This window comes from Streptomyces sp. NPDC005070 (assembly GCF_053600395.1).
The window spans coordinates 25,780-40,631 of sequence record NZ_JBSFZS010000036.1; the positions used below are offsets into that span (position 1 = coordinate 25,780).

Genomic DNA, 14,852 nt, shown 5'->3' on the forward strand with positions numbered 1-14,852 from the left:
CGGTGTTCGGCAGTGAGGGGTTGTCAGGCGGCGTTCGACTCATGGCTCCGGCCGGCCTCGCGCGCGCCGGGCGCGGCCATGCGCATCCGGCGGATCGAGAAGAACTCGTCGGTGGCGTACTGGGAGTTGAGCTGGGCGAACAGCCGGTGGGCGGTCTCCGGGTCGAGGTCGCCGGTCTCGTACTGGTGGACGTGGCGGCGGGCCAGCGCGGCCTGGAGCCATTCGCCGTCGGCGAAGAACTCGTCGAGGTGGTCCCGGTTGAACAGCCATACGCCGAGAGCAGCGACCTTGGCGTGCAGGGCGCTCAGTTCCTCCGCCACCCGGATCAGCCGGGGCGGGGTGGACTTGGCGGAGGCCGTCGGCTGCGCGGCCGGCCCGGCGCTCGACTGCCGTACCTCGTGGACCCGGGCGAGCAGCGCGTCGAGTTCCCGCCGCAGTTCCTCGGCCCGGCCGCGCAGGACGGCGAGCCGGTCCGCGTCGCAGCCGGCGGACGGCGACAGCTCCGCGAGGCGGGTGATCAGCGCGGGCAGGCTCGCGAACGTGGCGTCCCTGCCGCGCCCGAACACGCTCACCCGGTGCGGCTCGAAGTCGGGCAGTTCGGCCCGCAGGTCGTACAGCGCCCGCCAGTCCTCGTCCGGGGTGTGCCCCTGCGCCTTGGCCAGGGCGGGCAGTTGGAGCGCGAGGCTGTCCAGGCAGACCGGCTCACTGCCGTCGAAGACCGATACGACGGCGCCGTCGCGGAGCATCTTCTGGAAGGTGCCCACGTGTTCGGCGGCGCGCATGAAGTACCGGGCGCCCAGGGTGCGGGCCAGCGCCTTGCTGTTGAAGTCGACCAGGCGGGCCACCTGCACCTTGGCCAGGTTCGCCCAGATGCTGAACTGCTCGGTGTACAAGTGCAGTCCGCGCATCGCGACGAGGCTCTCGCACTCCGCGACGAGCAGGTTCAGGTAGGCGCCCGCGAGGGACTCGGTGACGTACGGGATCTCGGTCGCGGGTCCGTCGTAGAGGATCCGCTCCGACAGGAACCCGGTCACGGTCCGCAGCATGGTGTCGCCCGTGCCGAGCGACAGGCCGGTGCAGAAGGTCCGGGTGATCAGGAGGCCACGCAGGGCCAGTTCGAGCCCTTGGCCCTCGGCGCCCAGCCGGGCCGAGGCGTCCACCCGGGCGCCGTCGAAGGCGATTCCGCTGATGTCGCAGCCGCGCAGGCCGTAGGTCGGGACGCGGGGGACCCCGGACACCTCGCCGGAGATGATCTGGGACCGGTCCACGAGGAACATCGACTGCTGCCGCTTGGCCGGTGTGGTCTCGTCGCCAGTGATGCCGAGCAGCACCACGTGGGTGGAGGTCCGGCCCCGGTTGATGGGCCACTTCTCGCCGGTCAGGACGTACTGTCCGCCGTCCGGGGCGGCCGTGAACCGGTTGGCGGCGAGGTCGGCGCCGTGTTCCGGCTCGGAGTAGGCCAGACAGGGCACGACCCCGCCGGCCAGGACCGTGGCCGCGTGCTTCTCCTGCTGCTCGGCGTTCCCGCCGACCCAGGCGAGCATCATCCAGACCTGGGTGCTCTCGCTCACCGCGACGTTCATGTCCCGGCGGGCGATGACCCTGGTCAGCATGAGGATGTCCTCGGCGGCCCGGAGATCACCGCCCAGTCGTTCAGGAACGAAATAGCGGCTGAATCCGAAAGCGCGGACCCGGTCGATTCCTGCGGAGGGAAGTTCGTCGCGTTCGTCGAGCTCCAGTGCCCCGGCGAACGATAAGGAGTTCCGCTCCACCGCGGGGTCGCCGAGCCAGTCCTCCAGGGCTTCGGCGAGGGCGGTGCTTGATTGTTTCATCGAGCTTTTCCATTCCATGCTGGAGAGGACAGCGGCGTCGAAAGGCAGCCCTGTCCGAAAAACGGCCGTGGTGATGGAGAGGTGCGTGACAAAAGAGCACAGGGCGCGACGCGCGTAGCGCGGCGCAGTGCGCGGTGTCAGACCTTTGAAGTCGGATGAGGTCGGATCAGTGATGGATGCCGTGCCGGTGCCGGCAGGCGGGTGCTGGACGCCGGACCGGCCGAACAGGCCGGTGTGGGACGCCGGACGAGTGATTTCAGGCCGGTTGTGTCGGACCGGCCCGGTGGCACCAGTGGCGTGGGATCGGCGCGGAGAGGCGCGCCTTCCCCGGCGTCAGCGTTGTCCGCTACAGCATCTGATCGAAAAATTAACCATTTCTATTTTCCCCCGTCGCGCGAAGCGCTCTTGTTTCCCTCGTGCCCGGCTCGAGTCGCTGAGAGCGATGTTCTGGCCAGGCAATTCAGAAGCCTAGCAGGCGCGCCACATCACCCTATGTGATGCGAGACACAGGCGACACCTCGTCGTCTCGTCCGAATGCCCGACTCCGCACCTGATCATCAAATGCCTGACCTCGCCCATTCCTGGACAATGATCGATTCCATTTCGGGAACGCGGACCGCTGTGAACCGTTCGATTTTGCATCGATGTAACGTGCGGCGCCGCGGTTTCGATTGCGGACGGGTGAATTCCCCCCAGTCCGGAATCTGTCGCTCCAGCGGTTGCCGCCGGGGAGTGCCGGGACCCGGCCGCCGGGATCCCGCCAGGGGGAGGGGTTGTCCGCCGAAGAATCGTTGTATCTTCGATGGTGGAGACTGCCACGATCGAAGGAGTCGGCTCATGGTGCGCAGCGGTAACGCCGAGCAGCACGGGGCGTCCCCCCGGAAGGACTTCCTCATCGCCGAGCGGCCCGGCTATCTGCTCCACAAGGCCGGGCTGGTGCTGGTGGAAGATGTGGAGAAGGCGCTGGCCGGGGTCGGCATGCGCATCCGCGACTTCTTCGTGCTGGCCGCGCTGGCCGGCGGGCCCGAGCTCTCGCAGCAGGACCTCAGCCGGCTGCTCAATCTCGATCCGACCACCGTCGTGACGGTGATCGACGAGATGGAGCGCAACGGGCATGTCGAGCGCCGGCGCAATCCGGCCGACCGGCGGCGCTACAACCTGATCCTCACGGAGTCCGGCCGTGCGGCGCTCGCGACGGCGGACCGGGTGGCCACGGAGGTCGAGTCGGCCTTCTTCGGCGCACTCGCGGAGGATGAGCGCGAGGCGCTGCGCAAGATGCTCGGCATGCTCATGGCCGGTCGCTGGCCCGCCTCGGTCTGCTCCGACTGACACCCGCCTTTCCGCGCATCCACCCACGCTTCCCGCTCTCCCGGAAGCCCCGCGAAGCCCGCGATGCCGTTTCGACGGCGCCGCGGGCTTCTGTCGTACCCGAGGGGTGCTGCTTCCGGCGAGCGGGTTCCTGTCGTACCCGGGGCTGCTGTTTCGACGGTGGCGTCGTCTTCCGTCGCGCCCGGGGACGCCCTTTCGGTGGCGGCGCGGGCTTCCGTCGCGCTCGCGGCCGTCACCACGGGTGACCGTGCTCCGGTGAAGGGCAGGTCGGTCGTCGGTCGACGCGTCGGCCGCTACCGACCGTCACGAACGTTGACGTATGGCTTTCCAATCATCTAGATTTCCATCATCTAAGGATCCTGTCGATTGGAAGGTTCTCGCATGTCCGCAGAACGCGCTCCGTCGCCCACTAGGTGGTGGACACTCGGGATCGTCGCGTTGGGCTCGTTCATGCTGATGCTCGATCTGAGCGTGGTCTCCATCGCGCTGCCTCAGATCCATCGCTCCCTGGGCGGCAGCTTCGCCGACCTCCAGTGGGTGTTCGACGCCTACGCCCTCACGCTGGCGATCTTCCTGGTGGCGGCGGGATCGCTCGCCGACCGGATCGGCCGCAAGAAGGTCTTCCAGGTCGGCTTCGCCATCTTCACCGCCGCCTCCCTGGCCTGTGGACTGGCTGACGGATCCGGTCAGTTGAGCTGGTTCCGGGCCGTCCAGGGTGTCGGCGCCGCCATCATGTTCGCGGTCGGTCCGGCCATGCTCAGCCACGAGTTCCACGGCAAGGAGCGGGCGACCGCCTTCACCGCGTTCGGTGCCGCCGTCGGTCTCGCCGTCGCCACCGGCCCGCTCATCGGCGGCTCGCTGATCAACGCGCTGTCCTGGCGCTGGATCTTCTACATCAACGTGCCGGTCGGCGCGCTCGCCCTCCTCGTCGGCGCGCTGCGCGTCCGTGAGTCGCTCAACAAGCGGGCCCACCCCACCGACTGGACCGGTCTGGCCACCTTCAGCATCGCGCTCGGAGCACTGGTCTTCGCCACCATCCGCGGGCCGGTGGAGGGCTGGACCAGCGGCACCACGCTCGGTCTGTACGCGGCCAGCGCGCTGTTCCTGGTCCTCTTCGTGGCCATCGAGCGCCGACTGGGCGAGCGGGCCCTGATCGACCTGGCGTTCTTCCGCAGCCCCACCTTCGTGGGCATCTCCCTCGTCGCCATGATCGGCAACGCCGGGGCCCTGCCGTCGGTGTTCTTCGAGACCAGCTACCTGGAGAACATGCTGCACGTGGACGCCTGGGGCACAGGCCTCAGGTTCCTGCCGCTGACCGGCGCGATGTTCGTCGCCGGCGCGCTCGGCGGCGGGCTCATCGGCAAGGTCCCCTTCCGGGTGCTGCTGGGCGGATCGACCCTGGTGATGGCCATCGGCATCCTGTTCCTGAACCTCACCGAGGCCGACTCGTCCTGGACGGTCCTCGTCCCGGCGCTGGTCATCTCCGGCTTCGGCATGGGCGCCTTCAACCCGGCCCGTGCGGCGCTGGCCATCGGCGTCACCGAACCGGCCAAGGCCGGTGTCGCCTCGGGCATCAACGAGACGTTCCAGCAGGTGGGTATCGCGGTCGGTATCGCCGGCGTCGGCGCGTACTTCCAGCACAGCGTGGCCGACGACTTCACGTCCTCGGCGGTCGGCAAGCAGATGGGGAGCGGCGCCGCGGAGGAGGCCGCGCACGGCATCAGCGCCGGCTCTCTCGACGCCGTCGCCCAGGCCGCGGGACCGCTCCGCGACAAGGTGCTGGCCACCGGGCAGGACGCGTTCATGAGCGCCTTCCACGGTGCCATGACCCTGAGCGCGATCCTCGGGTTCGTCGCCGCGGTCATCGGCTTCACGATGCTGCGTACGAAGGATCTCCACGCCAGCGCGCTGTCGACCATTCCGCCGGACGTCGACGAGGACGGCGAAGTGCGCTCCGACGGCTCGACGGACGTCGCGGTGGGCGCGTCGGCCTGACGTCGTCGCCCCTCAGCACCGCCCCGGTGGTCACTTCCCCCGCGCCGCCGGGGCGGCTCACCGCTCTCCTGACCCGCGCCCCTGCCGCGCGGGTCAGCGGCCGTTCCGGTCGTGGGCGGGTCAGTGGCCGTCCCGGTCGTGGGACGACACCGGGATCGTCTCCTTGTGGAAGTAGGCCGGGCGGATCGCGTTGTACGCGAACATCAGGATCGCCCCCAGGAGAAGCGCGCCGATGCCGGTGACGAACACGCCGCCGAGCTGCCAGTGCGGCGGGAACGGCAGGGTCCACGAGGTGCTGCCGTAGTCGGCGGCGGCGTACACGATGCAGGCGTTGATGAAGAAGTAGAGCAGCATCAGACCGCCGAGGCCCGGCATGATCCCGCGCGTCCACAGGTCCTGCGCGCTGCGCGTGAGGACCTTGCGGTAGTACCAGACGCAGGCGAAGCCCGTGAGCCCGTAGTAGAAGGCGATCATCAGGCCGACCGAGCCGATGGAGTCGGCCAGGACGTTCTCGCTCACCCTGGTCAGGATGATGTAGAAGACGATCGAGGCGATCCCCATGCCCACCGTGGACCAGGTCGGGGTGAGGAACCGGGGGTGGATGCGGGAGAAGCGCTGCGGGATGGCCTTGAAGGCGGCCATGGACAGCGTGGTGCGGGCGGTCGGCAGGATGGTCGTCTGCGTGGAGGCCGCCGCCGAGGTGAGGACCATGACGATCAGGAGTTTGGTGGCGACCGTGCCCCAGCCCCCGGTGCCGAAGACCTCGGCGCCGAGACTGGAGAGGACGTCTCCGGAGTTGTCCGGGTTGCCCAGGCCGATGCCCTTGTCGCCGACCCCGGCGAAGGCCTGCGCGGACGTGGTGACCAGGACGTAGACGAGCAGCAGGATGACGGTCGAGATGACGGCCGCGCGGCCGGGTGTGCGGTCGCGGTCGACGGTCTCCTCGTTCACGGACACCGCGGTGTCCCAGCCCCAGTAGATGAACACTCCGGCGAGGATGCTCTTGGTCAGGTCGTCGAACGAGTTGATCTCGAAGGGGTTGAACCACGACCACGAGATCTCCGAGGAGACGTTCGGCGCCGTCCCGCCGTACACCTTGACCAGCGCGGTGATCGCCAGCAGGAACAGGACCACGATCTCGATCGTGAGCAGCGCCTTCTGCAGGTTGGCCGAGAGCTCGATGCCGATGTAGCAGATCAGGGTCATCAGGGCGATCCACAGGACGCCGACGAAGGTGACCCAGAAGGTGTTCTCCGCCAGCCCGTCCGCGCCGATGAGCTGGAAGCCGTACGCGCCGGCGATCTGCGCCAGGTTGGCCATCACGATGATGTCGGCCGCGACGATGCCCCAGCCGCCCAGCCAGCCGGTACGGGGGCCGAAGGCGCGGGCCGCCCAGGTGAATGTGGTGCCGCAGTCGGGGTCGGCCCGGTTCAGCTCCTTGTAGCCGTAGGCGATCAGGAACATCGGGACGAACGCGAGGATGACCACGATCGGCGACTGGAAGCCCACGATCCCCACGATCACGCCGAGGGTCGCCGCGAGGCTGTAGGCGGGGGCCGTGGAGGCCAGCCCGATCACCGTGCTGGAGAAGAGGCCCAGGGCACCGCTCTTGAGGCCCTTGTCCGTGGCCCCGGGGCCACACGGAGGCAGTGGCGCGGGCGGCGGGACGGATGGTGAGCTCATGACGCCCTCCGGAACCTGGTGGCGCCCGCCGGGGGTGGACCGGGCGCACGCTGTCCCCGGCCCGCGAGCCTCGGACATCCAGGGAATCACCGGGGACGTCCGGGGGACCGGGTCGCTCTCACCAGCATGAACCCGCTCGCCGACAACCGGTAGTCGAGCGTGTCCCGGGTGGCTGCCACACCTGCGCGGACACCTTCGCGCTCCCGTGTGCCGGGAGCCGTCGGCGCCGTGTGTGCGGGCCGCCCGGGCCGGGCGGTGTCATCCTGCGGGGATGACGGGATCCAGCGCGGCGGGCGGCGGGTACTCCGGTACACCGCTCGCCCGGAAGATCGGCATCAAGGCGGGGCATCGGGTGCGGCTGGTCCAGGCTCCGCCCGGCTGGGAGATTCCCGGGCTGCCCGAGGACTGCGAGGTAGGGGAGCGCGGCCCGGAAGGGGCGGATGTCACCCTCGCCTTCTTCCGGGAGCGCGCCGGCCTTGCGGCGCGGGCGGCCGGACTGGCCGGCGGCCTCGCGGACGAGGCCATGCTGTGGATCGCCTGGCCCCGCCGCGCGGCCGGGCACCGCAGCGACATCGCGGAGAACGATCTGCGGGACCTCTTCCTGCCGCTCGGACTCGTGGACGTGAAGGTGGCGGCCCTGGGGGAGGACTGGTCGGGACTGAAATTCGTCCGCCGCAAGGAGAACCGGCGCTCCTGATCCTGTACTTATGGGCGGAGATCAGGACGTACGTACGGCGGACCTGACGGCGTACTTGAGGGGTTATCCGGGTGAACGACTAGCATCGCGGCACAGTTGTCGGCCGGGATGGGGTGGGTGTCGTGTCGCAGGCGGAGGAGGGGCCACGGATCGCCGTTGCCGTGGTGACCATGGGCAACCGGCCCGTCGAGGTCGACGCGCTGCTCACCTCCGTGGCCAAGCAGGACGTGGCCCCCGCTCGGATCGTGATCGTCGGCAACGGCTGCCCGCTGCCCGAGTTCGCCGAACGCCTCGGCCTGCCGGGCGAGGTGACCGGCGTCGAGCTGGACGACAACCTCGGCTGCCCCGGTGGCCGGAACGTCGGCCTGAGCCGGCTGCGTGAGTTCGGGGACGTGGACGTGGTCGTCGAACTCGACGACGACGGGCTCCTCGTCGACGGCGACGTGCTGCGCAAGGTGCGTGACCTGTACGCCGCCCGGCCGCGGCTCGGCATCGTCGGCTTCCGCATCGCCGACGAGCACGGGGAGACGCAGCGCCGCCATGTGCCGAGGGTCGGCGCCAAGGACCCGATGCGCGGCGGCCCGGTCACCGGGTTCCTCGGGGGCGGCCACGCGCTGTCCATGCCGATGCTCGCCGAGACCGGGGACTGGCCCGCCGAGTTCTTCTTCGCGCACGAGGAAACCGACCTGGCCTGGCGGGCCATCGACGCCGGCTGGACCGTGCTCTACGAGCCCGGACTGCTGCTCCAGCATCCCAAGACCTCGCCGGCCCGGCACGCCATCTACTACCGCGTGACCGCCCGCAACCGGGTCTGGCTCACCCGCCGCCGGCTGCCCCTGGCGCTGATCCCCGTGCACCTGGGGATCTGGATCGTGCTCACGCTGCTGCGGACACGGTCGGCCGGCGGGCTGAGGGCCTGGTTCGGCGGATTCGCGGAGGGGTTGCGGCGGCCCGGCGGAGAGCGGCGCCCGATGCGGTGGCGGACGGTCTGGCGGCTGACCCGTCTCGGCCGCCCGCCGGTCATCTGACCCCGCACGTCGACAGCCGGCTCGTCCCGCGAGCCGGCTCGCCGTTCCGAGCCGCTCGCCGGCCGGAGTGGCACGGCTGGTCTTTCGGGGTGGCAGGGTTTGTCAGTCGGAGTGGCACGGCTGGTTGGCCGGAGTGACGGGTTTGTCGGCCGGAGTGGCACGGCTTGACGTCCGGGGCGGTTCACCGGGCCGGGTACGGACGGAGGCCCCGGTCGATCACCTCAACGACCGGGGCCTCTGACGTCCCCGGATCCGGCCACGGCGGCGACACTCCCCCGAGTTACGCGTAGTACGCGCGCACCGTCGGGCCAGATCCGATGGCTTGATCACATCAGCCCGCGCCAACGGATCGCTAACATATGGCCAACGGTTCCCTCGGGGACGATCACTTGACCGGCGTGAACCCGTCCTGGGAGGGCGCGAAACCGCCGTGGTGCCCGGTCGGCGCGGCCAGGCGGAAAGGCAGTGGGGCGGCGTATGCGGAACGGGCTGCGGTTCGGGCTGCTGGGGCCGCCGGTCCTGTACGACGCCGGTGGCGAGGTCGTCTCGATCGGCGGCCGGAAGATGCGTGCCCTGCTGGCCGCGCTGCTCCTCGAACCGGGCCGGGTCGTCTCCGTGGACGCGCTCAAGGACGCGCTGTGGGGCGGGGCGCCGCCCGCCTCCGCCCAGGCGTCCCTGCAGAACCACGCGACCCGGCTGCGCCGGCTCCTCGACGATCCCGAACGGCTGCGCGCGGTACCGCCCGGGTACGTCCTGCGGGTCGGCGAGGGCGAGTTGGACGTCCGTGTCTTCGAGCGGCACGCCACCTCCGCGCGTGACGCGCACGCCGAACGCGACTGGGAGCGGGCGCTGCGCGAGTCCACCGCCGCGCTCGCACTGTGGCGTGGCACCCCCTTGAGCGGCCTGCCGCCCGAGACCGGCGGACACGCCTTCGTCCAGCGTCTGGAGGAGGGCCGGCTGCTCGTCCTGGAGTGGGGGTACGAGGCGGAGCTGCGCCTCGATCCGACGGCGTCCCGGCTCGACCGGCTGGCACCGGAGCTGGCCGCCCGCACGGCCGAGCATCCGCTCCGCGAGTCGTTCCACCGGCTGCTGATGCTGGTGCTGCACCGCACCGGACGCCAGGCCGAGGCCCTCGCCGTCCACCGCGACCTGCGGGCCCGCCTGCTCGACGAGCTCGGCATCGAGCCCGGGCCGGCCGTGCGCAGGGCCCACCTGGAGATCCTGCGGGACAACGACCGGGTTCCGGGCGAGGCCCGTGCCACCGACGTGCCCCCGGGCGGGGGCCACGCCGGAGACCGGGCCGTGAGCGGGATCGGGAGTGGCGAAGAGGGCAGCGCCTGGATTCCGGGCGTGGGAACGGACCGGAGAAGGGGCGGCGACAGACGCCGGGACGACGGCCGGAGCCGGGACCGGCGGGCGGAGGGCGACAGCGACCGCGCAGGGAGCGCCGACCAGATCCCGGGCGGCGACACCGACGGGGGTCGCGATCGGGCTTGGAGCAGCGACGGCGACAGGGCCGGGACTGACGACGGGGCCGGGAGCGTCGGCCGTGACGGTGACCGTGGCCGGGATGGGGACGTCGAACGGGCCGGGAGTGCCTGGCGGGACGGGAGTGCCGGCCGGAACGACGGCACAGGCGGCGACGGTGGCCGGTACCGGAGTGCCGGTAGCGGTGGCGATGAGGGCCGGGACGACACTGTCGGCCGCGACGCGAACGTGGGTCGCGCCCGGGCTGCCGGCCGCGACGGCGGTACCGGCGTTGCCGGGAGCGTTGATCGCGATGGCGACGGCGCCCGGGGTGGCCGGGGCGTCGCCTCGCCTCCCCGGCCCGCTCAACTCCCCCCGCCTCCAGCTCACTTCACCGGACGTGAGGACGTCCGCGACCGCCTGTTCCGAGTCCTGGACCCGGAGAGCGTCCCGCGTCGCCCGCACCCGGAGGACCCGGCACACTCGATCGGCGGCCCCGACGGCGGAGCATCCGCAGGCGTGTTCGCCGGTGCATCCGCCCGTGCGGACAGCGGGAAGCCCGGTGTCACGACGTTCGCCGGGTCGCCCGGCCGGACAACAGCCCAGGCGGCCGACCGGACGGCCGGCGGCCCGGCGACTGACGGCCGGGCAACTGACGGTGGGGCGTCCGCCGGTGGGTCCGGTGACGGCGCCCGGGGCGATGCGCACGGCCGGCCCTTCGGCGGTGAACCCACCACCGTGCTGCCGCGCGTAGCGGTGATCAGCGGCATGGCGGGCGTCGGCAAGAGCGCGCTCGCGCTGCACGTCGCGCACGGACTGCGGGAACGATTCACCGACGGCCAGTTGTACGTCAACCTGCACGGCGCCACCCCCGGCATGACCCCGCTCACCGCCGGTCAGGCGCTCGCCGCGCTCCTGCGCGACCTGGGGACGGAACCCCGCCGCATCCCCGAACACCCCGACGCCGCAGCGGCGTTGCTCCGGTCGATGCTCGCGCCCACCCGCACCCTCATGGTGCTGGACGACGCGGCGCACGCAGCCCAGGTGCGCCCGCTGTTGCCGGCCGGCGCCGGCTGCGCGGTGATCGTGACGAGCCGCTCACCGCTCACCGCCCTGGACGGCGCCGACCGTTTCCCGCTCGCGCCGCTGACGGACGAGGACAGCGCGGCCCTGCTCCGCGCGGTCTCCGGCCGCCAGGACGGACTCGACGGAGGCCACCCCCTCGTCGAACTCACCGGCCGGCTGCCGCTGGCCCTCCGGGTCGTCGCGGCCCGGCTCGCCGCCCGCCGCGCGCTGACCCCCGATGTTCTCGCCGGTCAACTGGCAGCCACGGAAGGCCGGTTGCACCATCTGGAGTACGACGACCTGAGCGTGCGCCGTTCGCTCGCCGTCGCGCACGACGCGCTGCGCGCCTCCGAACGCGAGGCCGACCGGGACGCGGCGCTCGCCCTGTGCCGTATCGGCGCGCTCGACCTGCCCGCGTACGGAGCCGCCCTCGTCGCCCGCCTCACCGGCACCGGCGAACGCCGCGCCGAGGCCGCGCTCGACCGCCTCGTCGACGTCGCCCTCCTGGAGGAGACCGCGTACGGGCGGTACGCGCCGCACGACCTCGTACGGGACTTCGCCCGGGAGATCGCGGGCGAGGCGGAGTGCGTCCTCGCGACAACGCCCCTGGCCGCCGACGCCGACGCCGATGCCGCCACCGGCGCGGGTCTCGTGGCGACCGGGTCCGCACCTCTCGGTCATGACGCCGCCGTCGCCGAGCGCGCCCTGCGCTGGTACGCCGGTGTCGCCGCCCGCTCCCTGGAGGCGATTCTCGAACCCGGCCTCGACAGGGAGGACCGGAGCAGGCCGACCGCCTCGCAGCCGGCCGGGCACGCGGCGGACGTGGCGGCCACACCCCCGTTCTGTTCCGGGCGGGAGGCCTTCGCCTGGGGCGACACGGAACTGGCGAACGTGGTCGCGCTCGCGCAGCGGCACGCGCACGCCTCGCCGTACTTCCCCCTGCTGGCCCGCCTGCTCAACCCGTACGTCCAACGCAGTGGCCGGGCAGCCGAGTCGGAGGTCCTTCAGCGGGCCGCGCTCGACGCGGCGCGCCTGCTCGGCGACGAGGCCGCGGAGGCGTACGCGCTCGGCGACCTCGGAGGTCTGCACTTCGTGACGGGCCGCGTGGGCGAAGCCCTCACCCTGAACGACGAGGCACTCGCGATCTGGAGCCGCCTCGGGGTGCGCTCCTGCCAGCGGCGGGCCCTGAACAACCGGGGCATGCTCCTCGAATCCCTCGGCCGCCACGCCGAGTCCGGTGAGGCTCTGCTCCAAAGTCTCCAGTTCTCGCGGGAGCTGGGCGACCCGCACATGGAGGCCATCACCTACAGCCACCTCGGCAACCTGTACGAGCACACCGACCCGCGGGCCGCCATCGATCACCACAAGCGCAGTCTCGCGATCGGCGACGCCGTGCAGGACGTGATCATCCGGCACTCGGCGCACTGCAACATCGGCTACGCCCACCTCACGCTCGGCGAACCGGCCGCCGCCGTACCGCACTTCGAGGAGAGCCTGCGCATCCTCGGCGGCCACGGCGACTGGCACGGCGAGTCGCAGACCAGGCTCGGCCTGGTGCGGGCCCTGCGCGGTGTCGGTCACTGGGAACGTGCCGCGCGCGAGTGCGATCTGCTGCGCTGCCGTGCCGACCGCCGTGCCGACCGGTACACCGGAGGCCTCGCCCGTCACCAGGCGGGCCTGCTGCTGCGGGAACGCGGCGACGCCGAGGCGGCCTACGCGGAGTGGACGTCGGCTCTGGAGGCACTGGCGGAGACGGACAGCCCGGTGACGGGCGAACTGCGGAATCTGCTGGCAGACGGAGCAGACGGAGCAGACGGAATAGACGGAGCAGGCAGAGCGGTGGTGGCGGGCGGACCGTGAAGTCCTCCGGCGTCCCGACCGGCCCGGGCGCGGGCGTCCCGCACCGTCCGGCGACAGGCCGACCGCGTCACTTCGCGTCCGCGTAGCACCGTACGACCGCCGTCGTGAACGGAAAACGCACCGGCGTCCGTCCGAACGTGAGACGGCCCGCGAGTTCGGCCGCGTCGCGGATGGCGGCCACCACGGTGTCGGCCTCCTCGGCCGGGCAGTGCACCATCACCTCGTCGTGCTGGAAGAAGACCAGCTCGGCGGCGAGCCCGGAGCAGGTGCGGCGCAGCGCCGCCAGCATCAGCAGGGCCCAGTCGGCGGCGCTGCCCTGCACGACGAAGTTGCGCGCGAACCGTCCGCGGGCGCGGGAGTCGGAGGACGCGTACCCCGGCACCCAGCCCTGGTCGGCGGCGGTGTCCACGGGATCGTCCTGCGGGATGCCCGCCTCCTCCCCGCCGTCGTCGCCCGACCCGGCGGCCGGAGGGCACGTCCGCCCCAGCCAGGTCCGCACCAGCCGCCCCTCCTCGCCCGCGCGGGCCGCGTCGTCCACGTACGCGACCGCCGTGGGGAAACGGCGGCGGAGCAGGGCGAGGTTCTTCAGGCCGTCGCCGGAGGTCTGGCCGTAGACGGCGCCGAGCACGGCGAGCTTGGCCTGCGCCCGGTCGCCGGAGAACGCCCGGTCCGACACCGACTGATAGAGGTCGCTCTCCCGGCCCGCGACCTCCATCAGGCCGGGATCGCGGGAGATGGCGGCGAGGACGCGCGGCTCCATCTGGTCGGCGTCGGCGACGACCAGCCGCCAGCCGGGGTCGGCGACGACGGCACGCCGGATCACCTTGGGGATCTGGAGCGCGCCGCCGCCGTTGGTCACCCAGCGTCCGGTGACGGTCCCGCCCGGCAGGTACTCGGGCCGGAACCGCCCGTCGCGCACCCAGTCCTGGAGCCAGGACCAGCCGTGGGCGACCCAGATCCGATACAGCTTCTTGTACTCGATGAGCGGTTTCACGGCCGGATGGTCGATCGTCTCGATCTCCCACCGCCGGGTGGACTTGACCTTGATCCCGGCCTGCGCGAACGCCTTGACGACATCGGCCGGCAGGTCGGGTCTGACCCGTCGTCCGAAAGCGGCGGACACCTCGTCGGTGAGCTCGGCGAGGCGCCGGGGCTCACCGCCGCCTGTGTACCGCTCGCCGAGCAGTTCGTGCAGCACGTCCCGGTGGACGTCCGCGCTCCACGGCAGCCCGGCCCGGTTCATCTCGGCCGCGACCAGCATCCCCGCGGACTCGGCGGCCGTCAGCAGCCGCATGCGGTCCGGGTGCGCTGCCGCGTCGTGCCGACGCTGCTGGTCGGCGTAGACCGTGAGGAGGTCCGCCAGCGGCACGTGCACCGGGCGGGGTTCGAAGAGGGAGGACTGCGAACCGGGCTCGGCGGAACGCTGCGGCGGGTCCGGCGGCACGGGGCCGCCGCGCAGTCTCGCCAGCGCGGCGGCCGCCGACCGGGGCTCGCCGAGCCGCCCCTCGTGTCCGAGCAGCAGGGTCTCGGCGGCCTCCATGTCATAACACCGCTCCACTCGCACCCCCGTGGCGAGCAGTCGCGGATAGACATCGGCCGTCGACCGCCACACCCACCGGCTCACGTCCGGCCGGGCCCGTACGGCCTCCGCGAGGTCCGCCTCCCGGCGGACCCCTCCCCTGGGCAGCCCGTCCGGGCCGAGGGCGGCGAGCTCCACGCCACCGTCCTCGGCCGGCGCGAGAGCCCAGCGCTCGGTCATGCCTCCGAGTCTCGCAGGAGGGTCTGACAACGCCGTTTCGACGAGGCCGTTCCGACCGAGCGGCTGCTCATCAGGCGCCCCCTCCGAGCGGCGCCCCGACGGCTGCCCCTAGGTCGTGGCCCCTACTTTGCGGACAC

At 71.8% G+C, this 14,852-nt stretch carries 8 protein-coding genes; 5 read left to right on the forward strand and 3 right to left on the reverse strand.

Annotation, left to right across the window (positions count from 1 at the left end):
• Window positions 1-23: 23 nt before the first annotated feature.
• On the reverse strand, window positions 24-1,832 hold the full coding sequence (locus ACWEBX_RS14785; protein ID WP_451885240.1) for an acyl-CoA dehydrogenase family protein: 1,809 nt from the start codon (window positions 1,830-1,832) through the stop codon (window positions 24-26).
• 837 nt (window positions 1,833-2,669) lie between these two features.
• Here ACWEBX_RS14785 and ACWEBX_RS14790 point away from each other — a divergent pair.
• Window positions 2,670-3,161: a MarR family winged helix-turn-helix transcriptional regulator gene (locus ACWEBX_RS14790; RefSeq protein ID WP_451885241.1), complete on the forward strand. Its 492-nt coding sequence runs from the start codon at window positions 2,670-2,672 to the stop codon at window positions 3,159-3,161.
• A gap of 381 nt (window positions 3,162-3,542) precedes the next feature.
• Complete coding sequence (locus tag ACWEBX_RS14795; protein WP_451885242.1) at window positions 3,543-5,156, forward strand: MFS transporter; 1,614 nt, start codon at window positions 3,543-3,545, stop codon at window positions 5,154-5,156.
• Window positions 5,157-5,276: 120 nt separating this feature from the next.
• On the opposite strand, the gene ACWEBX_RS14800 is transcribed toward ACWEBX_RS14795, so the two are convergent.
• On the reverse strand, window positions 5,277-6,839 hold the full coding sequence (locus tag ACWEBX_RS14800; protein WP_451885243.1) for an APC family permease: 1,563 nt from the start codon (window positions 6,837-6,839) through the stop codon (window positions 5,277-5,279).
• 271 nt (window positions 6,840-7,110) lie between these two features.
• On the opposite strand from ACWEBX_RS14800, the gene ACWEBX_RS14805 reads away from it, so the two are divergent.
• From ACWEBX_RS14805 to ACWEBX_RS14815, 3 genes are all read left to right on the forward strand, one after another.
• A complete protein-coding gene (locus ACWEBX_RS14805; RefSeq protein WP_451885244.1) occupies window positions 7,111-7,536 on the forward strand; it encodes a DUF3052 domain-containing protein in 426 nt (141 codons plus the stop codon).
• 170 nt (window positions 7,537-7,706) lie between these two features.
• Window positions 7,707-8,564: a glycosyltransferase family 2 protein gene (locus ACWEBX_RS14810; RefSeq protein WP_451885265.1), complete on the forward strand. Its 858-nt coding sequence runs from the start codon at window positions 7,707-7,709 to the stop codon at window positions 8,562-8,564.
• Between the two features lie 477 nt (window positions 8,565-9,041).
• Window positions 9,042-12,956 carry a BTAD domain-containing putative transcriptional regulator gene (locus ACWEBX_RS14815; RefSeq protein ID WP_451885245.1) on the forward strand — a complete coding sequence of 1,305 codons (3,915 nt, stop codon included), beginning with the start codon at window positions 9,042-9,044 and terminating at the stop codon, window positions 12,954-12,956.
• A 67-nt stretch (window positions 12,957-13,023) separates the two neighbouring features.
• Here ACWEBX_RS14815 and ACWEBX_RS14820 read toward each other — a convergent pair whose 3' ends face one another.
• Window positions 13,024-14,715 (reverse strand): bifunctional 3'-5' exonuclease/DNA polymerase, encoded by a 1,692-nt coding sequence (locus tag ACWEBX_RS14820; protein WP_451885246.1) that lies wholly within the window; start codon window positions 14,713-14,715, stop codon window positions 13,024-13,026.
• Window positions 14,716-14,852 lie beyond the last annotated feature (137 nt).